25 protein-coding genes are annotated in these 25,270 nt (G+C 44.6%); all 25 read right to left on the bottom strand.

From position 1 onward, the window contains the following. Positions 1-41 precede the first annotated feature (41 nt). Positions 42-2,495 carry an ATP-dependent protease ATP-binding subunit ClpC gene (gene clpC, locus J2Z37_RS12240; protein WP_209810540.1) on the bottom strand — a complete coding sequence of 818 codons (2,454 nt, stop codon included), beginning with the start codon at positions 2,493-2,495 and terminating at the stop codon, positions 42-44. Between the two features lie 47 nt (positions 2,496-2,542). Beyond that, positions 2,543-3,613, bottom strand: a complete 1,071-nt coding sequence (gene mcsB, locus J2Z37_RS12235) for a protein-arginine kinase McsB (protein ID WP_209810539.1) — start codon at positions 3,611-3,613, stop codon at positions 2,543-2,545. A 17-nt stretch (positions 3,614-3,630) separates the two neighbouring features. Further along, entirely contained in the window at positions 3,631-4,149 is a 519-nt protein-coding gene (gene mcsA / locus J2Z37_RS12230; RefSeq protein ID WP_209810538.1) for a protein-arginine kinase activator protein McsA, read from the bottom strand. Between the two features lie 17 nt (positions 4,150-4,166). Next, positions 4,167-4,631 carry a CtsR family transcriptional regulator gene (locus J2Z37_RS12225; RefSeq protein ID WP_209810537.1) on the bottom strand — a complete coding sequence of 155 codons (465 nt, stop codon included), beginning with the start codon at positions 4,629-4,631 and terminating at the stop codon, positions 4,167-4,169. A 124-nt stretch (positions 4,632-4,755) separates the two neighbouring features. Next, positions 4,756-5,445 (bottom strand): HAD family hydrolase, encoded by a 690-nt coding sequence (locus tag J2Z37_RS12220; RefSeq protein ID WP_209810536.1) that lies wholly within the window; start codon positions 5,443-5,445, stop codon positions 4,756-4,758. 409 nt (positions 5,446-5,854) lie between these two features. After that, positions 5,855-7,366: a lysine--tRNA ligase gene (gene lysS / locus J2Z37_RS12215; RefSeq protein ID WP_209810535.1), complete on the bottom strand. Its 1,512-nt coding sequence runs from the start codon at positions 7,364-7,366 to the stop codon at positions 5,855-5,857. A 34-nt stretch (positions 7,367-7,400) separates the two neighbouring features. Next, positions 7,401-7,880 (bottom strand): transcription elongation factor GreA, encoded by a 480-nt coding sequence (gene greA, locus J2Z37_RS12210; RefSeq protein ID WP_209810534.1) that lies wholly within the window; start codon positions 7,878-7,880, stop codon positions 7,401-7,403. 145 nt (positions 7,881-8,025) lie between these two features. Then, positions 8,026-9,036, bottom strand: a complete 1,011-nt coding sequence (dusB, locus tag J2Z37_RS12205) for a tRNA dihydrouridine synthase DusB (RefSeq protein WP_209810533.1) — start codon at positions 9,034-9,036, stop codon at positions 8,026-8,028. Between the two features lie 11 nt (positions 9,037-9,047). Next, entirely contained in the window at positions 9,048-9,260 is a 213-nt protein-coding gene (locus J2Z37_RS12200) for a helix-turn-helix domain-containing protein (RefSeq protein ID WP_209810532.1), read from the bottom strand. Then, complete coding sequence (folK, locus tag J2Z37_RS12195) at positions 9,212-9,742, bottom strand: 2-amino-4-hydroxy-6-hydroxymethyldihydropteridine diphosphokinase (RefSeq protein WP_209810531.1); 531 nt, start codon at positions 9,740-9,742, stop codon at positions 9,212-9,214. Before folK ends, J2Z37_RS12200 begins: the two co-directional genes overlap by 49 nt. 6 nt (positions 9,743-9,748) lie before the next feature. Beyond that, positions 9,749-10,117 carry a dihydroneopterin aldolase gene (folB, locus tag J2Z37_RS12190; RefSeq protein ID WP_342453819.1) on the bottom strand — a complete coding sequence of 123 codons (369 nt, stop codon included), beginning with the start codon at positions 10,115-10,117 and terminating at the stop codon, positions 9,749-9,751. After that, positions 10,114-10,950: a dihydropteroate synthase gene (folP, locus tag J2Z37_RS12185; protein ID WP_209810530.1), complete on the bottom strand. Its 837-nt coding sequence runs from the start codon at positions 10,948-10,950 to the stop codon at positions 10,114-10,116. The genes folB and folP overlap by 4 nt, the downstream gene beginning before the upstream one ends. Before the next feature lie 134 nt (positions 10,951-11,084). Further along, positions 11,085-11,660: an aminodeoxychorismate/anthranilate synthase component II gene (gene pabA / locus J2Z37_RS12180; RefSeq protein ID WP_209810529.1), complete on the bottom strand. Its 576-nt coding sequence runs from the start codon at positions 11,658-11,660 to the stop codon at positions 11,085-11,087. A 142-nt stretch (positions 11,661-11,802) separates the two neighbouring features. After that, complete coding sequence (locus J2Z37_RS12175) at positions 11,803-13,413, bottom strand: DHA2 family efflux MFS transporter permease subunit (protein WP_342453818.1); 1,611 nt, start codon at positions 13,411-13,413, stop codon at positions 11,803-11,805. 11 nt (positions 13,414-13,424) lie between these two features. Further along, a complete protein-coding gene (locus J2Z37_RS12170; protein WP_209810528.1) occupies positions 13,425-14,699 on the bottom strand; it encodes an efflux RND transporter periplasmic adaptor subunit in 1,275 nt (424 codons plus the stop codon). Positions 14,700-14,710: 11 nt separating this feature from the next. Beyond that, on the bottom strand, positions 14,711-15,370 hold the full coding sequence (locus tag J2Z37_RS12165) for an efflux RND transporter periplasmic adaptor subunit (RefSeq protein ID WP_209810527.1): 660 nt from the start codon (positions 15,368-15,370) through the stop codon (positions 14,711-14,713). After that, positions 15,367-15,804 (bottom strand): MarR family winged helix-turn-helix transcriptional regulator, encoded by a 438-nt coding sequence (locus J2Z37_RS12160; protein ID WP_209810526.1) that lies wholly within the window; start codon positions 15,802-15,804, stop codon positions 15,367-15,369. The genes J2Z37_RS12165 and J2Z37_RS12160 overlap by 4 nt, the downstream gene beginning before the upstream one ends. A 161-nt stretch (positions 15,805-15,965) precedes the next feature. Then, positions 15,966-16,898 carry a cysteine synthase A gene (cysK, locus tag J2Z37_RS12155; protein WP_209810525.1) on the bottom strand — a complete coding sequence of 311 codons (933 nt, stop codon included), beginning with the start codon at positions 16,896-16,898 and terminating at the stop codon, positions 15,966-15,968. Between the two features lie 79 nt (positions 16,899-16,977). Next, positions 16,978-17,862, bottom strand: a complete 885-nt coding sequence (locus J2Z37_RS12150; RefSeq protein ID WP_209810524.1) for a peptidylprolyl isomerase — start codon at positions 17,860-17,862, stop codon at positions 16,978-16,980. Between the two features lie 18 nt (positions 17,863-17,880). Beyond that, positions 17,881-18,768 (bottom strand): Hsp33 family molecular chaperone HslO, encoded by an 888-nt coding sequence (gene hslO / locus J2Z37_RS12145; RefSeq protein WP_209810523.1) that lies wholly within the window; start codon positions 18,766-18,768, stop codon positions 17,881-17,883. A gap of 6 nt (positions 18,769-18,774) precedes the next feature. Then, the gene (locus tag J2Z37_RS12140; protein WP_209810522.1) at positions 18,775-19,548 is read right to left on the bottom strand and encodes a type III pantothenate kinase; all 774 of its coding nucleotides are present in this window, start codon (positions 19,546-19,548) and stop codon (positions 18,775-18,777) included. Positions 19,549-19,565: 17 nt separating this feature from the next. After that, positions 19,566-20,420, bottom strand: coding sequence for a carboxylating nicotinate-nucleotide diphosphorylase (nadC, locus tag J2Z37_RS12135; RefSeq protein WP_209810521.1), 855 nt, complete (start codon positions 20,418-20,420; stop codon positions 19,566-19,568). Further along, a complete protein-coding gene (nadB, locus tag J2Z37_RS12130) occupies positions 20,417-22,030 on the bottom strand; it encodes an L-aspartate oxidase (RefSeq protein WP_209810520.1) in 1,614 nt (537 codons plus the stop codon). Before nadB ends, nadC begins: the two co-directional genes overlap by 4 nt. Before the next feature lie 96 nt (positions 22,031-22,126). After that, positions 22,127-23,077 carry a quinolinate synthase NadA gene (gene nadA / locus J2Z37_RS12125; protein WP_209810519.1) on the bottom strand — a complete coding sequence of 317 codons (951 nt, stop codon included), beginning with the start codon at positions 23,075-23,077 and terminating at the stop codon, positions 22,127-22,129. A gap of 250 nt (positions 23,078-23,327) precedes the next feature. Next, a complete protein-coding gene (ftsH, locus tag J2Z37_RS12120) occupies positions 23,328-25,220 on the bottom strand; it encodes an ATP-dependent zinc metalloprotease FtsH (RefSeq protein WP_209810518.1) in 1,893 nt (630 codons plus the stop codon). Between the last annotated feature and the right edge of the window lie 50 nt (positions 25,221-25,270).

The following is a 25,270-nucleotide window of genomic DNA, read 5'->3' as shown; positions in this document are numbered from 1 at the left end:
GACAGTCCATTTCACCCCGGACTGTCTCCTTTACTCCATGATTAGTTCTCTTTTGCTGCCAAAGTTTTTTCTTCTCGTTTCACCGTTAGGCTGCCATCTTCAAAACCAATCAATACGGTATCGCCTTTTTTAATATTGCCCAGGAGAAGTTCTTCCGACAATCTGTCTTCAATGTGACGCTGAATAGCCCGGCGTAACGGACGTGCTCCAAACACAGGGTCGAACCCTTCTTTAGCCAGATAAGCTTTCGCTTCATCCGATAGAATAAAGTCGATATCCTGTTCTCTCAGGCGCTTTCTCAATTCTCCTGCCATCAAGGTGGCAATTTCTGCAATATGCTTTTCCTCCAAAGAGTGGAAGACAATTAGCTCATCGATCCGATTCAGGAATTCTGGACGGAATGTCTTTTTCAATTCCTCCATCACTCGATCTTTCATGTTTTGATATTGCTTCTCTTGACCCCCGGCTATAAATCCTAAAGAAGTATTTTTCTTAATCGTGTCTGCTCCCACGTTTGATGTCATAATAATCACTGTGTTGCGGAAGTCGACGGTTCTCCCTTTAGAATCTGTTAATCTTCCGTCTTCAAGTACTTGCAGCAGGATGTTAAAGACATCCGGATGGGCTTTCTCGATTTCATCTAAGAGGACGACAGAATACGGCTTTCTTCTAACCTTTTCTGTTAATTGTCCGCCTTCTTCATATCCAACATATCCCGGAGGTGCACCGACCAGACGAGAGGTCGAATGTTTCTCCATGTATTCAGACATGTCAATGCGAATAATGGCTTCTTCATCACCGAACATGACTTCCGCTAAAGCACGGGCCAACTCCGTTTTCCCAACACCAGTAGGTCCTAAGAAGATAAAGGAACCAATCGGGCGTTTCGGATCCTTGAGGCCTGCCCTTGCTCGGCGGATTGCCCGTGAGATCGATTTCACCGCTTCTTCCTGCCCAATCACACGCTTATGAAGGATTTCTTCCATTTTAAGAAGTCGATCAGTTTCTTCTTCCTTCAACTTATTAACCGGGATCCCCGTCCATCCGGCAACAACATGCCCAATATCTTCCGGAGTCACTTCATAGTCGGATTGACCTTGCTTTTCCTGCCATTCAGCCTTGGTTGACTCCAGCTCTTCCCTTAGTTTTTGCTCCTTATCGCGAAGCGCTGCGGCTTTTTCAAACTCCTGACTTTGTACTGCAGAATCTTTTTCTTTGCGTACTTCCTCCAACCGCTGCTCCAATTCCTTCAGATTGGGTGGAACGGTAAAGGATTGAAGGCGAACTTTGGAAGCTGCCTCATCAATTAAATCGATCGCTTTGTCAGGCAGGAAACGGTCAGAAATGTATCGATCGGAAAGCTTGACTGCTGCTTCAATGGATTCGTCAGTGATTTTTACCCTGTGGTGTGCCTCGTAACGATCACGCAGCCCTTTCAAAATTTGAATAGCTTCTTCAGCACTCGGTTCATTCACTTGAATCGGCTGGAATCTCCGTTCTAAAGCAGCGTCTTTTTCGATGTATTTCCGATATTCATCGAGGGTTGTCGCCCCAATACACTGCAGCTCTCCTCTGGCCAAAGAAGGTTTAAGGATGTTCGATGCATCAATCGCTCCTTCCGCACCACCAGCTCCAATTAGCGTATGAAGCTCATCGATAAACAAAATGATGTTTCCAGCCTGACGAATCTCATCCATAATCTTTTTCAACCGATCCTCAAATTCCCCACGATATTTCGTCCCCGCCACAACGGTCCCCATATCTAGGGTCATCACCCGTTTATTACGCAACGTTTCAGGGATCTCGTTGTTTACGATTTTTTGTGCCAATCCTTCGGCAATCGCTGTTTTTCCCACTCCAGGCTCACCGATTAACACAGGGTTGTTTTTCGTCCGTCGGCTTAATACCTGGATGACCCGTTCAATTTCCTTTTCCCGACCAATTACCGGATCCAGTGCCCCGTCTTTGGCAATTGCAGTAAGATCACGAGCTAGACTATCCAGTGTAGGGGTGTTAACAGCAGCATTTCCTGCTCCCTGGTTACTCGAGGAAAGCGCCTCATTGCTTCCCAACAACTGCAGTACCTGTTGCCTCGCTTTATTCAGACTAACGCCAAGGTTATTTAAAACGCGCGCAGCAACCCCTTCACCCTCACGAATCAGCCCTAAAAGGATGTGCTCTGTTCCAACATACGTATGACCAAGCTTCCTCGCTTCATCCATGGAAAGTTCGATAACCTTCTTGGCTCTTGGTGTATAATTGATATTGCTTGGATGTTCTCCACCGCGTCCGATTAGACTTTCCACTTCACCCTGAATTTTGTCAAGGCCAAGCCCTAGAGCTTGTAAGGCCTTCGCTGCAATCCCTTCCCCTTCGCGAATCAAGCCAAGGAGGATATGTTCAGTTCCAATATTCTTGTGACCAAGCCGAACTGCTTCTTCTTGGGCTAACGCTAGTACCTTTTGGGCTCTTTCTGTAAATCGACCGAACATCATGTGAGAAGACCTCCATTCTATTAAATATTCTAATTTTTACAGTTCTACTATGATTCCAAGGCAGCAGACAGACGTTCTCGAATAAGCTTGGCCCGTCTCGCATCCCGCTGTTCAGGAGTTAACTCTTTCCCTGAATACATCTGTAAAAATCCCGGTTGTATAAGAACCATTAGTTCATTAATAATATGAGCGGAAAATCCAGTTATGAGTCCCAGATCCACGGCTAGCCGCAAATCAGATAAGCGGGTTGCTGCTTCTTTTGATTCCATGATCCTTGCATTGGCCAGAATCCCATAGGAGCGACACAGGCGATCTTCAAATTGTAATTTATTATGTTCAAGCAGAGATCTTCTCGCTGCACGTTCATGCTCAATAATTTGTTTTGTTACACCATATAAATTCTCAATAATCTCTTCTTCAGAGTGCCCTAGGGTAATCTGGTTGGAGATCTGGAATAAATTCCCTGCTACCTCACTGCCTTCTCCATAAATCCCCCTCACCACTAGGCCGATTTGGTTAATCGCGTTGAGAATCCGAGTGATCTGCTGGGTCATGACCAGTGCCGGCAAATGCATCATCACGGAAGCGCGAATTCCCGTACCTACATTGGTTGGACAACTTGTTAAAAAGCCGTGCTTCTCATCAAAGGCAATATCTAATGAATTCTCAAAGAGATCGTCTATTTTATCCGCCATTTTCCAGGTCTCCATCAATTGAAACCCAGGAAACAAACATTGAATCCGTAGATGGTCTTCTTCATTGATCATGATGCTTACTGCTTCGTTTTCGCTTAATACTACGGCACCATTCCGAGATTCATTGGCTAAGTGTGGACTAATCAAGTGTTTTTCTACAAAGACTTTTTTCTCCAGGGCAGAAAGGTTATCTAGCTTTAGCAATTCGTAGCGGCCCAAGTTTTGAAATTCCTCTGAGCGCACGACTTGTTCCACTTCCTGAACCACCTGATCGGCCTCTGTATCTGTTGCAAGCAGCGGGAATGGGTGATTCCGCAGGTTCCTGGCCAATCGGACTCTGCTACTGAAAACAATATCCGAATCAGGGCCCTCCCCGTTCATCCATTCACTTACTGCTGTTTGAAGGAAACGCTGTAAAGACATTGGTACCACTCCCTCCATTATGAATGAGCAATCTCTTTTTCCAACTGCTTGATTTTATCGCGCAGCTTGGCTGCTTGCTCAAACTCCTCCCGGGCTACTTTCTGCTGTAATTGCAGTTTCAATTCCTGCAATTCCTTTTTTAGCTTGATCTTTCCCCCGGAACGTTGGGGAACCTTTCCACTGTGCTCCATATTGCCATGAATTCTCTTCAAAAGCGGATCCAAACGGCCAGCAAAGCTGGTATAACAATCCACACAACCGAATCTTCCGCTCTTGCTAAACTGAGAATAGGTTAGACCGCAGGTTTCACAACGAAGTGGCTTCTCCGTAGACGGACCACCGATCGATGTTCCTGCTCCGTTAAAATTGAGCAATCCGGACAACAAATGGTTGATGGTAAAATTGGACGGCGAAGAAAACATATCTCCCTTTTCACCTGCACATGTTTCACATAAATGAAATTCCGTTTTTTCACCGTTTACAATCTTCGTAAAATGAATGGTTGCCGGTTTTTGTCCGCATTCTTGACAGATCATGGGGGTCTTCCCTCCTCTTATCCATGCATGAAAATTTGCGTAATCATCGCGCGCATGATAACTGCCCTTAATTTATCCCTAATTTGCACCTGAAAGGATAATACATCGCGCGAAATCGCAGCTCGCATAATTTGGGCCTCTCTATGGGAAATGATCTCCTCTTCCTGAAGCCGACCCACCATATCCTCCGCCTGTGACTGACTCATTTCGTCGCCAATCATATCCATCAATAAGGAATAAAGATTTTTGCTTCGTAATATTTCCACCTTACGAATCCGGATATAACCTCCGCCCCCACGTTTACTCTCCACCAGATATCCTTTTTCAGTTGTAAATCGGGTGCTTATTACATAGTTTATTTGTGAAGGAACACATTGAAATTTATCCGCCAATTCACTGCGCTGAATCTCAATTAAGCCATTTTTGCTTTGCTGCAGGATCATCTTCAGATGCTGTTCAATGATGTCTGATATATTCCGCATAGATTCACCCCCTTCTACACGTCAAATAGAACGATACGATAAACCCCTGTTTGACCTTGACTTTCTTTGACTTTTATTATAATATCCTTTTTCACTTTTCGCAACTCTTTACTATATTCTTATCTTAGCCCAAATTTCCTTCTGCTAATCTATTTTTTATAATTGATTTCATCTCTTGGAAGGAATGGATCAACTGGTCTGCCCCTGATAACTCTCCCTCATCTGCAAACCCAAAGCAGCAGCCTACAGTATATAGCTTGTTCGCCTTACCCGCTTGGATATCAGATTTCCGGTCCCCTACCATAATCGCTTTTTGGATTTGATGGTCGTGTAGAAGCTTGGCTACTAGTTCATCCTTCGAATCTGTCTGGAATCTCCCAGCGCTGTAGAGATCAGTGAAAAGATTAGAGATTTCAAAACGCTCACAGATTGCCCGGATATATTCATCTTGTCCGTTGCTGGCCACGAACAGGTGAATCCCCTCTTGTTTCAGTTGCTCTAGAGTTTCTTTAACCTGTGGGTAAAGATGAACGTCTTCCTGCTGTAGTATTTCCAACTCGTATTTAAGCATGAGGCCGTCAGCTTTTTGATGGACTTGTTTGGGTTGGTCTGGGAGAAGTTCCTTCCATATGTCCTCCAAAGTCATACCAAGGACACTCGTGAATTTCTCATCCGAGGGGATCTCCCCTTGAAACTCACCTTTTTCCTTGAGCGCTTCGAAAGTTCTTTTAAAGGCGGGAACCGCCACCTTTTCTGTTTGTAGTAAGGTGCCGTCCATGTCGAAAATGGCGGCAAAGGGTATTGGATTGTTCATGGGTTCCACTCCTTATGTATGTTTTTCCTTTAAAGGCGATCATGAAGATCAATCTCTCCAGGTTTCGCGTTGGCTTTGATCTTCATAACCCTGATGAAGTTCATTCCAACCGATTTCCACCCTGGTATTGATCTTCATAACCCCGATGAAGTTCATTCCAACCGATTTTTACCCCGGTATTGATCTTCATAGCCCCGATGAAGGTCATTCCAACCGGTTTTCACCCTGGTATTGATCTTCATTACCCCAATGAAGTTCATTCCAACCAATCTTTACCGGGTTTTTGATCTTCATAGCACTTCTCAAGGCAGCTAACCGGATAATGGGATCCCCTGACAAAAAGGGGAGCGCCAACCTATATGAAAAAACAACCGATTAGGTACACCCTAACTCGGTTGTTTTCAATAAACTATTCTTCCCCAGCCCCAGCATCCGCATGGGTATGTCTCATCAACGGGAATAAGAGTACATCGCGGATCGATGGAGAATCGGTTAACAGCATCACTAGACGATCGATTCCGATTCCCAATCCGCCAGTTGGTGGCATTCCGTATTCGAGGGATTCTAGGAAGTCTTCATCCATCATATGTGCTTCATCATTTCCGGCTTCACGTTCCATTAACTGTGACTCAAAACGTTCACGCTGATCGATCGGGTCGTTGAGTTCCGTGAAAGCATTGGCATGCTCACGAGCAACAATAAACAACTCAAATCGGTCAGTAAAACGTGGATCCTCTTCATTCTTTTTAGCTAACGGGGATACTTCCACCGGGTGGCCATATACAAAGGTTGGTTGAATCAAGGTTTCTTCGACTTTTTGCTCGAAAAATTCATTGACGACGTGCCCGAACTTCATCCCCGGCTTCACTTCCACATTGTTAGCGCGGGCTAATTCATGTGCTTCCTCGTCACTCATTGTCCGCCAGAAGTCAACCCCTGTCACTTCCTTTACAAGGTCAACCATATGGGCCCGTTTCCAGGCAGGGGTGAGGTCAATCTCTTCCCCTTGGTACATAACCTTGGTCGTTCCCAACACGTCCTGAGCAATATGGGCAACCAATTCCTCTGTCAGCCTCATAATATCCTCAAAGTCAGCATAGGCCTCATATAGTTCAATAGAGGTAAACTCCGGATTATGACGGGTGGAAATTCCTTCATTCCTAAAGATCCGCCCGATCTCATAAACTTTCTCCAAGCCGCCCACAATCAATCGCTTCAAGTGTAGCTCGGTAGCGATCCGCATATATAGCTGCATATCCAATGCGTTGTGGTGAGTGATAAATGGACGTGCTGCAGCACCGCCAGGAATCGAATGCATCGTTGGGGTTTCTACCTCTAAATAACCCCGCTCATCTAGGTATCGTCTCATGGATTGCAAGATCTTGCTGCGCGTGATAAAGGTTTCCATGGAATCGGGACTCATAATTAAATCCAAATAACGCTTCCGATACCGGGTTTCAACATCCTTTAAGCCATGGAATTTTTCCGGGAGCGGACGGAGCGATTTGGTCAAAAGGGTAAAGGCTTTAGCCTTGACAGTTAGTTCCCCTTTATTCGTTCGAAAGACTGTTCCTTGCACCCCGATAATATCCCCAATATTGCACAGGTCAAAGACACCGTATTCTTCTTCCCCAACTTGATCCTGCCGGACGTAAATCTGAACTCTCCCCGTACGGTCCTGAATATGGGCAAAACCTGCTTTTCCTTGTCCACGCTTGGCCATAATTCTTCCTGCAATCGTAACTTCGACCACTTTCTGATCCAGCTCTTCTTTGCTCAGGCCGTCAAATTCACGCACAATATCCTCAGCGGAGTGGGAGCGGTGAAACTTCTTGCCGAATGGGTCCACACCCATTTCGCGAAGCTGGTTTAGTTTATCTCTTCTTACAAGTAGTAGTTCGTTGAGTTCCTCTTGGGACACTGAAAAATCATCTCCTAAAATCCATAGCAGGACACTAATTAAATTTTATGTCCAGAATTTCATATTGTATAACGCCCGCAGGCACATTTACTTCAACCACAGCACCTTTGGTTTTGCCAAGCAAAGCCTGACCCACAGGTGATTCGTTGGATATCCGATTGTTTGCTGGATCTGATTCAGCTGAACCAACAATGGTATAATTCACAACATCGCCGAATTCCAGGTCTTTCAACTTAACCGTGGTTCCTACACTAACCACACCTTGTGCCATATCTTCCTGGCTAATTACGCGAGCATTGCGGAGCATTTTTTCAAGGGTAATAATTCTTCCTTCAATAAATGCTTGTTCATTTTTTGCTTCCTCATACTCCGAGTTCTCACTAAGATCACCGAATCCGATCGCTTCCTTAATTCTTTCAGCAACCTCTCGACGTTTCACCGCTTTTAGATGCTCTAGTTCATCCTCTAGCTTCTGTAATCCTTCACGTGTCAGGAATACCTCTTTTTCGGACATGATCATTCCCCCGATGCATATTTTTAGCAAAATATCTCATACATGATATGATGAATAGTTCACAAATTATTCTTTCATCTCATGGCTTTTCTTACCCATTTATCATAGGTATTATATGGGAATTGAAAACCCTTGTCAAATGACTCTAATGGTGAATCACAGCCTGTTCTCCATTTTCTTGCTGGACCCCATCCACATAATTAAGGAGCAATGTTCGCAAACCTTCGCGTGTAGTTTGGTCATTGACCTGCTGCCTGACTTGGGCGGAATTCTTTAATCCCTTCAAATACCAAGCTGCATGCTTGCGCATCTCTTGAACTGCAACTTTTTCTCCTTTTAGATCAATTAACCGATCAAGATGCAGTAAGCAGACATCCACCTTTTCCTTTGCATCAGGATCACCCAGTAACTCCCCTGAAGATAAATAATGAACCGTTCGGTACAGCATCCATGGATTTCCTAAAGCAGCCCGACCAATCATGACTCCATCACAACCGGTATGATCGAGCATTCTTTTGGCATCTTCCGGACTGGCGACGTCCCCATTGCCAATCACGGGAATCGATACCGCCTGCTTCACATCACGGATATAATCCCAGTTAGCCTTTCCTTCATACATTTGTACCCGCGTTCTCCCGTGCACAGCAACAGCAGACCCTCCTGCCCGTTCTACCGCGCGAGCATTTTCTACGACATAGATATGATCCTCATCCCAACCAATCCTCATTTTAACGGTGACTGGTTTATCCACGGCTTCCACAACAGCGGAAACCATTTCTTCAATCTTATTTGGGTCTAATAGCCACTTTGCCCCAGCTTCATTATTTACAATTTTTGGTACTGGGCACCCCATGTTGATATCGATAATATCCGCATTCGTATGCTTATCAACATGCTTTGCAGCTTCTACCAAGCTTTCTTTTTCTCCGCCAAAAATCTGCAGGCTGAGTGGCTTTTCCCGATCGTCAACATACAGCATCTGCATCGTGCGTTCATTTTTAAAATTAACCGCTTTATCACTAACCATTTCTGCGCAAACTAACCCTGTGCCAAATTCCTTTGCAATTAAACGAAAAGCCGGGTTGCAAACCCCGGCCATTGGAGCCAAAACCACATTATTTTTGCATTCCACATCTCTAATTTTTAATTTCTTCATGCTTATCCCTTTCATCCATGTTTTTCACCGAGTAAATCCCGGCTATCAATGTTCAACAAGGCTGCAATCTGCACAAGCATCTTCTCCGTCGGGTCCTTCATCCCTCTTTCAATGGATCCCAAGACAGCAACCGATATTCCCAATTGTTCCGCAAATTTCTGTTGTGTATAACCTTTTAATTTACGGAATGCCCGAATTCGATTTCCCAAACGCGTTCCTTCCATTTCCTCACACCATTCTTCTCTCCAACTTTCTTTAGCTGCTCAAGTGGCGTTGTATAGGTTAAACCTGTAGGGATGGGATAATTTGCATCCAGTTCAGCCAAAGGAATTAAAACAAATGCCCGCTCCAACATTCTGGGGTGGGGAATTTGCAAATCTTCTTCGTTCCAGGATTCAGTTCCGTACAACAGAATGTCCAAATCGATCGTCCTCGGTCCCCATCTGACCTCACGAATTCTTCCAAGGGCTTTTTCCACCTCTAGAATTACATGCAGGAGTTCTTTTGGCGTTAAACTGGTTTTCCCAGCGATTACGGCATTCAGAAAAGCCGGTTGATCCGTGTATCCAACAGGTTCTGTTTCATAGACACTGGAAAGGTCTGTGATTTGGATTTTCGAATGCCCATGCAATCGACGAATCGCTTTTTCTATATACTGAAGCCGATCCCCGAGATTACTACCCAAAGATAAAAAGAAGGGTTTCATCCTATCCTATCTCCCTCTGCGGATTTCTACAGCAACCGAATCATAGTGTCCTTGGATCGGAGGATCTGGTTTAATTACGCGAACTAGCAATTCCTCCAACAAGGGAAACTTTTTTAACGATTGCTCTGCGATCTCCTGTGCAATCCGTTCTACCAGCTGGTACTGCTCATTTTCCACAATCTCTTTGCATAGCTGATAAACGTCTGCATAGTTAATCGTATGTTCTAGCTTGTCTGAGAGCCCGGCCTTTTTCAGATCCAAATATAATTCCAGATCCACCTTGAACCGCTGGCCAAGCTTGTTTTCTTCGGTAAAAACGCCGTGATACCCGTAAAACTCCATTTTATTAAAGTAAATCTTGTCTAGCGCTGTCACCTGTTTTGCTCCCTCTTTTTTATCTCATCGATCATCCGACAAACCCTCACGGTTTCTTTCACATCATGAACACGTACAATCTGGCAGCCCTTTTGCACCCCGTAACAGACTGTCGCAAGTGATCCCTCTAGTCGTTCTTCAACTGGCAAATTCAAGGTTTGACCAATAAACGTTTTGCGGGAGGTCCCTAAGAGCACGGGAAAACCGGTAGCGACAAATTCCTCTAAATGGGCCATGGTTATCAGATTGTCTTCTAGCGTTTTGGCGAAACCGATCCCTGGGTCAAGCCAAATATTCTCAGATCTAACCCCTGCTTCTTGCACCAACTGGATACTTTCCTCCAGATCTGAGAAAATATCCCGTAATAAATCTTGATAGTTTTTATTGTTTCTATTATGGATAAGAATAATCGGGACATCGAGTTCAGCTGCCACACGTGGCATCTCCGGATCGAAGGTTGCCCGCCAGATGTCATTAATGATATCCGCACCTGCTTGGATTGCTTCATAAGCTACGCGGGCTTTATACGTATCAACAGAAATAGGCACATCAAGCTCACGACGTATCGCTTCAACCGCTGGAACCACTCGCTCCAATTCTTCCTCCAGAGAAACCGGCTCTGCTCCCGGACGTGTAGATTCTCCGCCAATATCAATGATGTCTGCGCCATCCTCTACCAGCTTTTTCGCATGAAGGACAGCCCGTTCCTCTGAATTATATCTTCCTCCGTCAGAAAAGGAGTCCGGTGTAACATTTAAGATTCCCATCACTAACGTTCTCTCACCGATCTTCCATTCACGCCGTTTTCTCTCTTTTACTGAAAAATTCATCATCATTCACACCACCTTAGTGTATATAGTAATGGCTATTTTCCCATTTTTTATGAATAAGCAGGGAACAAAAGAAAACCGTGATTCATAGCAAATATCACGGCTTCCTATTATAGAAAGTACTTATATGCTTTTCTTTAAGGCTGTAAAACAGATTGAACAAAGTTGGCTAACAATTCCTTTCCGTGCTCGGACATAATCGATTCCGGATGAAATTGAACCCCTTCAACTGGCAGCGACTTATGCCGAATGGCCATTATTTCTCCCTCTTCCGTCCAAGCCGAGATCTCCAGACAATCTGGCAAGGTAGCCTTGTCTGCAATTAAAGAATGATACCTAGTAGCTGTAAAAGGAGAAGGGAGCCCAGAAAAGATGGTTTTGCCGTCATGATGGATGGGCGATGTTTTCCCATGCATCAAACGCTCCGCGCGAACCACCTTCCCGCCAAAAGCTTGTGCGATCGACTGATGTCCCAAACAGACTCCCAGAATGGGTATTTTCCCACTGAATTTTTCTATCACTTGTAAACTGATTCCTGCTTCATTCGGCGTACACGGACCAGGAGAAATCAGAATATGATCTGGATTTAATGCCTCAATTTGTTCTAAAGATATTTTATCATTGCGAAATACCTTTAGTTCCTCTCCTAGTTCACCTAAAAATTGAACCAAATTATACGTAAACGAATCGTAATTGTCAATCATCAAGATCATGCGCTATCCTCTCCTTTTCTTCACTCAACTCATTCTCTTCCAACTGAACTCTACTACTCTCACAAGCGCCTTTTTTCTAAATCTTTATTTCCTTTCGGTTATGATACCGTGCATTCGCTTTTCAGTCAATAGCCTTCAAGAATCAACCTTGCGCTGACGCGGATGGTTGATTTTGTGGCTTCATTTTTGCCGATGCATCCGGTGCGGAAGATTTTTTCCGTTTTATAAAGAAGAAAATAAACGGTATACATATAAAGACCGGGATCGATGATAACAGAAAGGTGTCTGCAATTGATCGTACCAATGCTTCCTTCTGAACCATGCCGGCAATCAGGGCCACCGCTCCTCCCTGTGCGGTTCCCGCGTCAACGCCTCCCAGTGCAAAGACAGAACCAAGCATCTTAATTGCCCCTGTTGTAGCATCGGAATCCATCTGAAGATGTTCCGAAATACCTGCTGCATGAAAGGTCTGGCGAGCAGACATAATGGATGTTAAAACGGCGATCGAAAGCGACCCCATAACCTGTCGGAATACATTGGAGACGGAAGAAGCCCGCCCAACCTCGGAACGCTCCACTGCATTCATCCCAGCTGTAGTGAGCGGCATCATGCACAATCCAATCCCAATTCCGCGAATGGTTAATATCATGTCCAGCCACTCATTTGGGGTATCCATCGTTAAACGATGCAATTCATAAGTCGTTGTCCCTAATATGGTTAATCCGATGAGACCCAGCGGTACGACGCCAAAACGGTCAAACAACTTCCCGCTGATTGGCATCATCAGAGCCATGGCAATCGATTGCGGCATCAGGACCAGACCTGTATCGATTGCTGATAAACCTTGAATATTTTGTAGATAAAGTGGGGTAAGGAACACTCCCCCAAATAACCCCACCATAACAAATCCGGAACAAAGTGTACTTAGTGTAAACGTCGGGTTTTTAAAGAATCGCAGATCAAGGATTGGGTATTCCTTCCCGGTCTCCACCCAAACAAGAAGCAGCATACTAAAGAACGAAACAAAAAAGAGGCTCACAATATAGAGGGATGTCCAACCCTCGGATTGTCCTTTACTTAAAGCTAGCAGCAGCGTTCCAAAGAACACAATAGACAATACTGCGCCTGGCAAATCGAAGGTAATATGCTCTTTTTTCGGTGTTTCCCTTAACAAAATGCTGCCCATGACAATGGCAAATACCCCTATAGGCAAGCTGAGAAAGAACAACCATCTCCAGCTGGCTACTTCGATCAGGTACCCACTTAAGGTTGGACCTACGGCAGGGGCAACCATTGCGGCAATCCCCCACAAACCAAGGGCCATTCCTATTTGGTGACGGGGCATAATGGAATAAATAATGGCCATACTGAGCGGCATAATAAATCCCCCGGTTAACCCTTGGATTATGCGGAAAACAATTAAGCTGGTGTCACTCCATGCCAACCCGCATAGAAAAGAACTGATTGTAAATCCACTTAAAGATAGAAGAAAGATTTTTTTATAACCAAATTTGTCCCCTGCAAATCCGCTCATCGGAATAACTACCGCAGAAGCTAGCATATATCCTGTCAAAACCCATTGTATATCCTCTGTTGACGATCCAAAAACTGCCATTAGCTTAGGGAGGGCTACGTTAATCAAACTGTTATTCAATACGGCTACGAACGCGCCGAGAACGATGGCTATAAGGGCAAACCACTTATATGCACCGGATTCTTCTTCTTTTTGATGTTCATCTGGATTTTGTGACACATCCTCCCCTCCTATTCAACCCGTACCTGGGCTCCATCTGCTAAGCTGTCTGTTGGGTTGATAACGATCTGATCACTGCTTTCAATTCCGCTTTTCACATAAACCCAATCTTGGTTCTTCGGCTCAACCTGCACTTCAATCAACTTTGCCATGTTGTCTTCAATCTTAAAGACATAGTTTTTATTTTCTTTTTTTACCACCGATGCCGTTGGAATTTCGATACCGCTCTTCGTGTGTCCAGAAAAGACAACATCTGCGAGCATCCCTGCACGAAGCACCCCGTCCTTGTTTTCGACTCGAATCTTTACCGGGAAGTTCGTACTGTTTTCATCTGACAAAGGACTGATAAAATCGATCGTTCCTTCTAGATCCTTCTCAATACCCTTCACTAAGACCTGCACCTTATCTCCCTTCTTCAACTGGTTGACATGCTCCTGGGAAACACTCACCTGGATCAAAACATGCTGCAGATCCACAATAGTCATTAAGGATACACCGGGTTGCGCCATTTCTCCCGGTTCAATGTTTCGAACCGCGACAACGCCCGAAATTGGGGATACGATGGAAGTATTCTGCAGGGCATTCTCCGCAAGGTCTTTACTTGCTTGTAAACGGGTCAATTCCGCCTGCATCGCTCGAATCGTATTGGCTGTTGCCCCTTCTTTAGTTAAGCTGAGCTTTGCCTGATTCGCTTCCCACTGAGATTTTGCCTGTTGATAGGCCGCTTTTGCATTTTCCAGCTGAAGGTTTGCATTATCCCATTCGGCTTGGGAAATCGCACCTGCTTCAAATAAAGCCTTCATCCGTTCATTGGTCTTCTCCGTTGTGTCCAGAGCAGTTTGCGCTTGCACCACCGCTGCTTCAGAGGCTTGCAGCACGCTTTCCAAAGCGGCGATTTCTTGCGCTCTAGCCCCATCCTTTACATCTGCCAATTTGGCCTGGGAAGCTTGAATCCCTGATTCGGCCTGTTTTACCTGTAAAACATAATCGTCGGATTCTAGCTTAATCAATTCCTGTCCCTTTTGTACCTGAGTCCCTTCCTTTACCGTTACATTGGCCACCTTACCGGAAACCTTTGAAACCACATTTACTTCCTGATCGGCGATCACCTTACCGCTGGATGTTAAACCGCTGTTTGATGCCTCCGCAAGCTTAATCACCTTTACTGCGGTTGCTACTGTATCTTCCCCATTGGCTGTAGAAACTGAATTGCACGCACCTAAGACAAAGATCATGGAAGAAACCGTTGCACATGCTAATGCCTTTTGGATATAACTATTTCTCATCTTTATTCCCCTTACTTTTCTTTAACGTGAATTTTAATGACCGTGTTCAATCCTGGTGATAAATTCAACCCTTGCGTGTCTGTGAAGGCAATCTTAAGCGGAATCCGCTGTGTTATCTTGGTAAAGTTCCCACTCGTATTGATCGCTGGCAGTAAGGAAAAGGTGGAAACTGTTGCTTCTCCAATTTCATTAACTTCCCCCTTCAAAACCCTCCCGGGGAAAGTATCCACGGTAATATCTACTGTTTGACCAACATGAACGCGATTGAGTTCGGTTTCTTCAATATTGGCATTTATATACAGATTGCTCTTATCCACAATCATCGCCAAAGCCTGACCGGGAGCCACGACTTCCCCTTCCTTCGCCAACGTTTTGATTACCGTTCCACTAATCGGAGCACGAAGGATAGCGTTATCTAGCTGATTTGTCGATAGATTGCTCTGATCCTGATTCCCTACAATCTGATCGGCAATGACGGTGTCCCCTTCCTCAACGGAAAGAGCAGCCAATTTCCCTGAGATTTTTGGCATCACCCGATAGATATCACCGGCAATACGCGAATCCTCTGTCTGCACATAATTGCTTCCTTGATACCAGTAATAGTATCCTATCCCCCCACCACTCAAAAGCATGATCGCTAGTATCACGATAAGTACACTCTTTCTCTTCATTCCTTCTCCTCTACCTTCTTCTCTAATTCTGACACCAATAGCTGAAGACTTTCTTTGATCTGCTTCATCTTGTCTTCTGGGATCCCCTCAAACAGTTGAATATAAAAATCATCCTGAAAATATGGGACCTGGTTTTGGATTTCATCCAACTTTTCGGCTTTTTCGATCCAAACCACACGCCGATCTCGCTCATCGCGAATCCGCCTAACAAAGCTTTCCCTTTCCAATCGATCAACAATTCCCGACACCGTACTGTAGGATAACCCAAGCGCTTTACTGATTTGGCCGATCGTTTTGGGTTCATGATAAATCTGTTTAATCACAAAGAGCTGCGGTGCAGTTAAACCGAATTCCTCCAGATCCTTTGTCACTAATATTTGCAGATATTTCTTCAATCTGTTAAGTAAGACCCTCATGTTTAATCCATTGTCCAATCACCTGACCCCTTTCCTAAAATATTTCGTATAAGAAATATTTATGCATAGTGTATTATTACATATATTGTCGATTTCGTGAAGAAAAAAGTTTAGTGGGGGAAAACATTTTCCGACAGCAAAAAAGCCGGACACATCATCCGGCTTTACAAAAACTAGATCTATTCTTCAAATTGATACAAAGGTGTGCTCAAATATCTCTCCCCATTATCCGGGATAATGGCAACCACTTTTTTACCTTTGCCAAGTTTCTTCGCTACCTGCTGTGCAGCAAAGATGGCTGCACCGGCGGAAATTCCGCCTAGGATCCCTTCTTCTACGGCAACACGGCGAGAAGTTTCGAAGGCCTGCTCATTTTCTACTTTTATAATCTCATCGTAGACTTCTGTATTCAAGGTTGCCGGAATAAAGCCAGCTCCTAACCCTTGGATTTTGTGTGGGCCAGGGTTCCCGCCGGAAAGGACCGCGGATGCTGCTGGTTCGACAGCGACAATTTGAATGTTTGGGAAATTTTCTTTTAGAATTCCTCCCGCACCTGTGATGGTTCCGCCGGTTCCGATTCCGGATACAAACGCATCGATTCCACCCATCTCTTTGGCTTGGGCAACTAGTTCTTTCCCTGTTGTTTCTCGGTGAATTTTCGGATTGGCCTGATTTTCAAATTGTTGTGGCATAAAGGAATTTGGTGTTTCCTTTAGAAGTTCCTGTGCCTTGCGAATCGCTCCACCCATTCCTTCCGCTCCAGGAGTCAGCACGAGTTTAGCTCCGTAAGCACGAAGTAGGTTACGGCGTTCCATACTCATTGTTTCTGGCATAACTAAAATAGCTTGATACCCTTTTGCTGCTGCTACCATTGCTAAACCAATTCCTGTGTTTCCACTAGTTGGCTCAATGATTGTATACCCTGGCTTCAGTAGACCTTCTGCTTCAGCACTTTCAACCATAGCCATGGCGATTCTGTCTTTTACACTGCTTCCAGGATTGAAAAATTCGAGCTTCAAGTATATATCTGCCGCATCCTCATCCACAACACGGTTCAATTTGACAAGGGGAGTATCTCCAATTAGATCGAGAATAGAATTCGCTACTTTCATTCCGACTTCCTCCAATACCGAGTATTATAGTAGGTTTTATAGAAATTATACTCCTAAACGTCTTTCCCTGTCAATTCTACTATTTATACAATACTTGAACACCGAGTCCCTTCTTCAATGTTTGCAGGACATTTTCCAAAGGTCCTACCTGATTTAAAGCGAGCTCTCTTTTCAACTCGTCTTTCACATCCTCATACGTCCGAATGATCGCTTCTTTCTTTTTGACCGCTTGAATCACTGCATATCCTCTTTCCAAAGGGATCGTTGAACTAATTTGGCCCTCTTCTAATGCTGCAGCTTCATCTAATATTTCCGGAGGGAGATCCCCGTCCACCAGGGAAATCCACCCTAAATCCCCGCCGCTCGACGCGGAATAAATATCGGAGGAACGTTCTTTGGCTAGCGTTGGAAAGTTTGCTCCCTTTTTTAACTCCTGAACAACCTGCTCCGCCTCCACCTTGCTGTTTACATATATAGCGGAAATCCGTACCAATGGCGGCTGGTTGTACTTTTCCCGATTTTTCTCGTAGTATTGGTAAGCCTCTTTGTCATCAATGCGAATGTCCTGTGTGGCAATCTTCTCTAACAACAAATAGTGGCGCAATTCCTCTCTAAGCGCCTGTGAATCCTTCTTGCTAACCTGTATGAATTGATCGAGCATTCCTAACTGATCTGTTCGATCTTTCTGCAATTTTTCTAATTCTAGATCCAACTCTTCCTCGGTGACAGACACGCCGTTTTGTTCTGCATACAAAGAAACGACCTGCCTGTCAATCATTTGATTGAGGACCAATGTTCCATACTGCGCCTTTAGCTGATCGACCCAAACGCCTTCCGAAATGGCTTTGCCGCCAATCACCGCAACTTTTCGAGTACCCGCCAATTCGCTATATTTCCATGTTCCGACTAAAATAAACAAAATGAGACAGCCGATTATTCCCCATAATACCTTTACATTCCTCACGGCAGTTTTCCTCTCGATTTATTTCTGTATGGAAGCGAGCAAGCCTTCTAATCTTTCTTTATCCAATTCATACTTTTCGTTGCAGAAATGACAGGTCACATCCGCCTTCCCTTGTTCTTCAATCAAGCTTTTTAATTCATCATAGCCCATGCTGATTAAGGCATTTTCTACTCGTTCTTCGGAACAATGACAAGAAAAAATGATATCCATTTCCTTTAAAATGGTCAGGTCATTCCCTAAAACCTGTTCGAGAATTTCTTCGGGTGATAATCCTTCGTCAATCATGGTTGAAACAGGGGAAATCTGTCCCAACATGTTTTCAATTTCATTTATTTCCTCATCTTTAATGCCTGGCAGCAACTGAATGATAAATCCTCCAGCTGCTTTAATTGAGTTGTCCGGGTTCACCAACACGCCAACACCGACAGCGGAAGGGGTCTGCTCTGATTTCGCAAAATAATAGGTGAAATCCTCGCCAATCTCTCCTGAAATCAGTTCCACACTTCCGTGATAAGGATCTTTTAATCCAAGATCCTTGGTCACGACTAATGAACCCTCTACTCCGACTGCAGCAGCAACGTCCAGTTTGCCCTTTTCATTAAGAGGAAAATGAACATGTGGATTGGAAACGGTTCCTCTCACTTCTCCCTTTGCATTGGCATCCACAAAAATTGTTCCGATGGGACCACCGCCCTTGATCTGGATGCTGAGCCGTTCATTGCCCTTTAGCATAGCTCCCATCATCGCCCCGGCTGAAACCGATCTGCCTAAGGCCGCACTAGCTACAGGCCACGTATCGTTCTTTTTCCTTAATTCTTCGACAATCCCAGTTGACCGGATGGCTAACGCACGTACCTTTCCATTTCGGGAGATGCCTCGAACGAGGTAATCCTTGTTTTCCTGCATAAACGTTTATCTTTCCTTTCTGTTACGCTCATAAATCAGCTTTAATCCCTTCAGGGTTAACATTAAATCAATTTTGTCAATGGATGTGGTCTCTTCCTGTAATAGCTCAGATAATCCACCTGTGGCGATCACCTTTGCATCTGTACCGGACTCCTCCTTCATACGTCCGACAATTTCATTGACCTGCCCGACAAATCCGTAAAAAGCACCCGCTTGCATCGCTGTTACAGTATTCTTACCGAGGATTGTTGGCGGCTTGGCAATTTCAATTCGCGGCAGCTTGGCCGCCCGGTTATACAATGCCTCTGTGGAAATATTGATACCTGGGGCAATCGCTCCGCCCGCCCAGTTTCCTTTTTCATCAATATAACAGAAGGTTGTTGCCGTTCCAAAATCAACAACAATTAAAGGAGTGCCATAATGATGAACCGCTGCAACCGCGTTGACAATGCGGTCAGCCCCAACTTCACGGGGGTTTTCTGCTTTGATATTTAAGCCTGTTTTTGTTCCGGGGCCAATGACCAATGGCTTTTGATGAAAATATTTTTCCACCATATGCTCTAACGCAAACATAATGGGCGGTACAACAGATGACATAATAACGCCATCAATCATGTTCACTTCAAGTCCGGCATCGCGAAACAAGCATTTTATCAAAATCCCATATTCATCATCTGTCTTATTACGATCCGTGGCAATCCGCCAATCATGGATTAGCTCTTCCCCCCGAAACACACCGAAGACAATATTCGTGTTTCCTACATCTATGACAAGAATCATTTAAGTTCCTCCACAACTTATCTTTTTCTCTGATTTAAATCAAGGCTAATATCCAGCGCCTTCACAGAATGGGTAAGCGCTCCTGAAGAAATAATATCTACACCAGTTGCGGCAATCTCCTCAATTGTATCCAGGGTGATGCCTCCAGAGGCCTCCAACACAGCTTGTCCATTTACTAATTGAACGGCTTCCCTCATCTCATCTAGGCCCATGTTGTCAAGCATAATGATATCTGCCTTAGCTGCCACTGCTTCTTTTAATTGCTCAAGCGATTCCACTTCCACTTCCACTTTTACAGTATGTGGTATGTATTGTTTAGCTGATTCGACAGCTTGCCCGATCCCTCCGGCTGCTTTAATATGGTTGTCCTTGATCATCACCGCGTCGAATAAGCCGAATCGATGATTATGCCCGCCGCCCATTCGAACAGCGTATTTCTCCAGCATTCTCATTCCGGGAGTTGTTTTACGAGTATCAACTATTCTCACCTTGGGATTTCCTTGTTGTGCCCTTTCAACATATCGATGGGTCATCGTGGCAATACCTGATAAACGCTGCAACAGGTTCAAGGCTAAGCGTTCTGCTGTGAGGATCGATCCGGCAGGGCCTGATACTTCTGCGATGACATCCCCTTTGTCAACCGCCTGTCCGTCCTCCATCGTGGATTTAAACGCAAGGCTTGAATCCCATGTTTCAAACACCAGACGGGCAACCTCCAACCCGGCGATAACCCCTTGATCCTTGGCATAGATGATTCCCGTAGCGCTTTCGTCCCTAGGTACCGTAGACAGTACGGAAATATCTCCTTGTCCAATGTCTTCTTCCAGCCATTCTTCGATTTTCTTAACCAGTATTTTCTTATTCATCATCATACAAACATCTCCTCTTTAATCCCTTCCTCAATCGAATGAAGAATATGTTTCCGCCAGATTTCATCATCACGTTCCGGAAAATCATCACGATAGTGCCCCCCACGACTTTCTTCCCGCAATAAGGCAGCTTTGGCCGAGAGCATGGCACAGGTTAACATATTCAAATATTCAAACTCCTTGTGACCCTTAAGAAGTTTCCGAAAATGTTTGCTGTCCTTCTCAAGTTCTTTCAGGGCTTTTTCTAATCTCATTTTATCCCGCTTTAAACCAACCTGCCTCACCATTAGTTTTTGCAGCTTCAATCTCTCTACCAAGGTTTCCTCTTCCTTCATTTCTTTCTCTCTCATTATAGAAAAGGAGAGAGACTCAATAGGCTGTTTTATCGGTGTGAGTTGTTTGATTCTCTGGGCGATCCGTTTTCCAAAAACAATCGCTTCCGAAAGGGAATTGCTGGCCAAGCGGTTTGCCCCATGGACTCCTGTACAGGAAACCTCTCCACAAGCGAACAATCGAGCAACACTGGTTTCTCCCCATAAACCGGTTTTAACTCCACCCATCATATAGTGCGCAGCTGGTGCAACGGGGATCCAATCCGTAACCATATTCAACCCGTATTGCAAACAAACCTGGTAAATGGTTGGGAACCTGTGCTTAATTAAGTCTTCAGATTCGTGCGTAATATCTAGATAGACGAAAGTCGATTCATTCTGTTCCATTTCTGAAACGATGGCTCTTGCCACGATATCGCGTGGGGCTAGTTCTAACCCAGGATGGTACTTCTCCATAAACCGCTCACCGTTGATATTGCGCAAGACTGCCCCTTCTCCACGAACCGCCTCAGAGATCAAGAACCGCGGCGCTCCAGGGTAGCATAAAGAGGTGGGATGAAATTGTATAAATTCGACATCCTTTATCAGAGCTCCAGCTCGATAGGCCATGGCGATCCCATCCCCAGTAGCTACCTCTGGGTTCGTTGTATAACGATATAATTGGCCTGCACCCCCAGCTGCAAGAACGGTTGCCTTGGCGTCAATATATAACCGTTTACCAAGCGGAGTTAGTACAATCACACCCCGACATTCCCCATCCTTAGTCACCAAATCTATAGCAAAGTGGTGCTCTAAAATATGTATGCGGGGATTTTCTCTTACCTCCCTGGAAAGAGCCCTGACAATCTCTGCACCCGTCGAATCTCCATTAGCGTGAAGGATCCTTCGTTCACTATGTGCCCCCTCTTTGGTCAAAGCCAACTGGTTCCCTTCTTTATCAAATACCGTACCATAACGTATTAACTCATAGACTCCTTCGGGACCCTCATTCACCAAAACATCCACAGCTTCATGCGAACAGAGTCCTGCTCCTGCGATTAGCGTATCCTGACGGTGGAGGGCGATAGAATCCTTCTCGGTAATCACCGCAGCAATTCCGCCCTGAGCATAACGGGTATTACTTTCCAATAAACCTTCCTTGCAGATGAGGGTCACGTCAGAGTGTTCTGCTGTTTTGAGTGCTGTATACAGACCGGCAATTCCAGAACCAATAATGATGACTTCTGTATTTAATTTTTCGAGATCCTGCATCTTAAAATCAATCAGGTAGCGAGGTACCATAGTATTTTCCCCTTCTATGCAAAAAAAGTATAAAATAGTGAATTTACCACTATTTTATACTTCTTCCTTAAAAGTAACCAGAATTTATTGTTCCCTTTATTGTATTTCAGCCTGAAATTGCAACATCCGCTCCAAGGATTCCCGAGCCGCGTCCGCGACATGTGGTGGAACATAGATTTGCGGCTTCATAGTTTCTAGGCATTCTGCAATCTTTTTTAGGTTATTTACCTTCATATTTGGACAAACCAAATACTTGGAAGCAAAATAAAACTTCTTGTTCGGGCTGTCTTGACTAAGACGATATAATACGCCGTCCTCGGTTCCGACGATAAATTCATCGTGCTCAGACTCCCGGCAATATTTTAAGATGCCCGTTGTGCTTCCAACATAATCCCCCATCGCAACTACCTCTGGTTTGCATTCAGGATGTACTACAAATTGGGCATTTGGATGTTCTTGCTTCAAGCGGGTAACATCTTCCACGGATAATTGATCATGTGTATTGCAGTACCCTTCCCAGATGTACATCTTTTTATCGGTAAATTGTGATACATAATGACCCAAATTTTTATCCGGTACCCAGATTATCTCTTCCGCATCAATGTTTTCGATAACCTTTTTGGCATTGGACGATGTACAGCACACATAGGTCTCTGCCTTTACATCCGCAGAGGTATTAATGTAAGCTACAACCTTTGCATTTGGATGTTGGGCCTTCAGTTTACGCAGACCTTCCACATTGACCATATCTGCCATCGGACAGCCAGCACGTTCATCCGGTATTAAGACCGTTTTATCCGGAGAAAGAATTTTTGCACTTTCTCCCATAAAGTGAACCCCACAAAAAACAATCACATCAGCATCGGTCGTTTTAGCCTTCTGGGCCAGTCCAAAAGAATCCCCTAAAAAATCGGCAATTTCTTGAATTTCTGGACGTTGGTAATAATGCGCTAAAATAATGGCGTTGCGTTCTTTTTTCAGGCGAAGAATTTTCTCCTTCAATTCCTTATTTCGCTCGGCCTTCTTTGCTAACGCTAAAGCCTCCATTGATCTCCCTCCTCAAATCCCCAACTGCTTTATTTTTTAAAAATATCTATTAACAGTCACAGAATAGACCTAATTTTTTATGACTGAATTGTAGACCGAGGCGCTCTTTTTGTCAATAATGAAAACGCTACCTGTAGATGTCTCCTCTCATTGCTATAGCCCTCTATACCCTTTTAACGGCCCCAAATCCCCTAAATCACAACGAAAAGACCCATCAGTGAAAATACACACTAATGGGTCTTCATAATTACTATTGTTCATCCTTCTTGGGCTGGATCTGTACTTTGACATCTCCACCCTCTTCGTTTTTCACTGTGATCTGTTTCGGCTCCAAGCGTCCGTTTTCAATCAATTGCTTAATCTGCTCGGCATCAAGTGTTTCCACTGTCAGCAAGGTTTGCGCAACAATTTCAAGGTGATCACGATATTTCGTAAGAAGGTCTTTCGTTCGCTTATATTCTTCACGGATAATTCGCTGAATTTCCTCATCAATTCTCTGTGAGGTATTTTCACTGTAATCACGTTCGTGGCCAAAATCGCGACCTAAGAATACTTGACCTTGAGAACGTCCAAACTGCATCGGTCCAAGCAAGTCACTCATTCCAAATTCCGTTACCATGCGACGAGCAATGCCGGTTGCGCGTTCAAAGTCGTTATGGGCACCTGTACTAATTTCGTTTAGTACAATCTCCTCGGCCACACGACCACCCAATAAACCAGAAATCTTATCAAGAAGTTCAGAACGTGTAGCAAAATAACGATCTTCTTTAGGCAGCATGACTGTGTAGCCTCCTGCACTTCCCCTTGGGATAATCGTCACCTTGTGCACCGTATCAGCATGTTCTAGATGGTAGCCGACAATGGTATGACCTGCTTCATGGTAGGCTACCAGTCTTTTCTCATCGTCGCTGATAACCCGAGATTTCTTGGCTGGTCCAGCAATCACTCGATCTATCGCTTCATCTACTTCAACCATCTCGATTTTCTTTTTCCCTTTACGAGCTGACAACAAGGCAGCTTCGTTCAACAAGTTCTCTAAGTCAGCCCCTGTAAAACCAGGCGTTCTTCTGGCGATGACGTCTAAATCCACATTCTCTGCCAAAGGCTTGTTTCGAGCATGAACTTTCAGTACGGCGAAACGGCCTTTTACATCTGGTCGATCCACAGTAATTTGGCGGTCAAAACGTCCTGGACGCAACAACGCAGGGTCCAGAATGTCTGGACGGTTGGTCGCAGCAATGATAATAATTCCCTCATTCGCTCCGAATCCATCCATCTCCACCAGCAACTGGTTCAGTGTTTGTTCTCGTTCGTCATGACCACCGCCCAATCCGGCGCCACGCTGACGACCTACCGCATCAATCTCATCAATAAATATAATACAAGGTGCATTCTTCTTCGCATTCTCGAATAAGTCCCTTACCCGAGATGCACCAACACCAACAAACATTTCCACGAAGTCAGAACCACTGATGCTAAAGAACGGCACACCTGCTTCACCAGCTACGGCTCGAGCAAGCAAGGTTTTACCCGTTCCGGGAGGACCAACAAGTAGGACACCCTTGGGAATTCTTGCTCCCAATTGAGCAAATTTCCGTGGGTCCTTAAGGAACTCTACGACTTCCTCAAGCTCAGCCTTTTCCTCGTCTGCTCCGGCCACATCGTTAAAGGTGACCTTTTTCTTTTCATCATTGTAAAGCTTGGCTTTACTCTTCCCAAAGTTCATGACGCGGCTTCCGCCACCTTGGGCTTGGTTTAGCAGGAAGAAAAACAGAATAAAGATAATGACAAAAGGAATGATGGAGGTAAGAAAGGTTAGCCAAACAGATTCCCCTTTTTGCTCTTCATACACTTCCTTCTGCACCTTGGCAGCTTCGATCTGCTTTAACAGTTCCGTGTTATTGTATAACGGACCGTTGGTGAAAAACACCTCTCCGCTCTTCAATTTCCCCTCAATATAATAAGTTCCGCTGTCAGGGCGAACCATTATCTCTGATACTTGCCCTGATTCAAGATTTTGCCGAAACTCATTGTAAGGCATTTTTGATGTTTCAGTTCCTTGGTTCGCAATAAAATTAACGATCCCTACGGTAACAAGGAATATTAGTAAATAAAAACCTGTATTACGGAAAAACCGATTCATCGCTGACCTCCTCTCACGACAACAGCACTCATATTATTTTACCATAATCT

It is taken from the genome of Ammoniphilus resinae (assembly GCF_017873965.1).
In the GTDB taxonomy this organism is placed as follows: domain Bacteria; phylum Bacillota; class Bacilli; order Aneurinibacillales; family RAOX-1; genus Ammoniphilus_A; species Ammoniphilus_A resinae.
This window is presented reverse-complemented; position numbering and strand designations above follow the sequence as displayed.

What these genes read in the sequence shown, in the direction of transcription:
- J2Z37_RS12220 (WP_209810536.1), bottom strand. Translation starts at nt 5,445, where the DNA reads ATGAACAATCCAATACCCTTTGCCGCCATTTTCGACATGGACGGCACC.
- cysK (WP_209810525.1), bottom strand. Translation starts at nt 16,898, where the DNA reads ATGAAAGTAGCGAATTCTATTCTCGATCTAATTGGAGATACTCCCCTT.
- ftsH (WP_209810518.1), bottom strand. Translation starts at nt 25,220, where the DNA reads ATGAATCGGTTTTTCCGTAATACAGGTTTTTATTTACTAATATTCCTT.
- hslO (WP_209810523.1), bottom strand. Translation starts at nt 18,768, where the DNA reads ATGCAGGAAAACAAGGATTACCTCGTTCGAGGCATCTCCCGAAATGGA.
- J2Z37_RS12225 (WP_209810537.1), bottom strand. Translation starts at nt 4,631, where the DNA reads ATGCGGAATATATCAGACATCATTGAACAGCATCTGAAGATGATCCTG.
- folK (WP_209810531.1), bottom strand. Translation starts at nt 9,742, where the DNA reads ATGAAACCCTTCTTTTTATCTTTGGGTAGTAATCTCGGGGATCGGCTT.
- nadA (WP_209810519.1), bottom strand. Translation starts at nt 23,077, where the DNA reads ATGGAGGCTTTAGCGTTAGCAAAGAAGGCCGAGCGAAATAAGGAATTG.
- nadB (WP_209810520.1), bottom strand. Translation starts at nt 22,030, where the DNA reads ATGGTACCTCGCTACCTGATTGATTTTAAGATGCAGGATCTCGAAAAA.
- mcsA (WP_209810538.1), bottom strand. Translation starts at nt 4,149, where the DNA reads ATGATCTGTCAAGAATGCGGACAAAAACCGGCAACCATTCATTTTACG.
- J2Z37_RS12170 (WP_209810528.1), bottom strand. Translation starts at nt 14,699, where the DNA reads ATGAGAAATAGTTATATCCAAAAGGCATTAGCATGTGCAACGGTTTCT.
- clpC (WP_209810540.1), bottom strand. Translation starts at nt 2,495, where the DNA reads ATGATGTTCGGTCGATTTACAGAAAGAGCCCAAAAGGTACTAGCGTTA.
- J2Z37_RS12200 (WP_209810532.1), bottom strand. Translation starts at nt 9,260, where the DNA reads ATGGAAGGAACGCGTTTGGGAAATCGAATTCGGGCATTCCGTAAATTA.
- dusB (WP_209810533.1), bottom strand. Translation starts at nt 9,036, where the DNA reads ATGAAGAAATTAAAAATTAGAGATGTGGAATGCAAAAATAATGTGGTT.
- nadC (WP_209810521.1), bottom strand. Translation starts at nt 20,420, where the DNA reads ATGATGATGAATAAGAAAATACTGGTTAAGAAAATCGAAGAATGGCTG.
- greA (WP_209810534.1), bottom strand. Translation starts at nt 7,880, where the DNA reads ATGTCCGAAAAAGAGGTATTCCTGACACGTGAAGGATTACAGAAGCTA.
- folP (WP_209810530.1), bottom strand. Translation starts at nt 10,950, where the DNA reads ATGATGAATTTTTCAGTAAAAGAGAGAAAACGGCGTGAATGGAAGATC.
- pabA (WP_209810529.1), bottom strand. Translation starts at nt 11,660, where the DNA reads ATGATCTTGATGATTGACAATTACGATTCGTTTACGTATAATTTGGTT.
- mcsB (WP_209810539.1), bottom strand. Translation starts at nt 3,613, where the DNA reads ATGTCTTTACAGCGTTTCCTTCAAACAGCAGTAAGTGAATGGATGAAC.
- J2Z37_RS12165 (WP_209810527.1), bottom strand. Translation starts at nt 15,370, where the DNA reads ATGAAGAGAAAGAGTGTACTTATCGTGATACTAGCGATCATGCTTTTG.
- J2Z37_RS12140 (WP_209810522.1), bottom strand. Translation starts at nt 19,548, where the DNA reads ATGATTCTTGTCATAGATGTAGGAAACACGAATATTGTCTTCGGTGTG.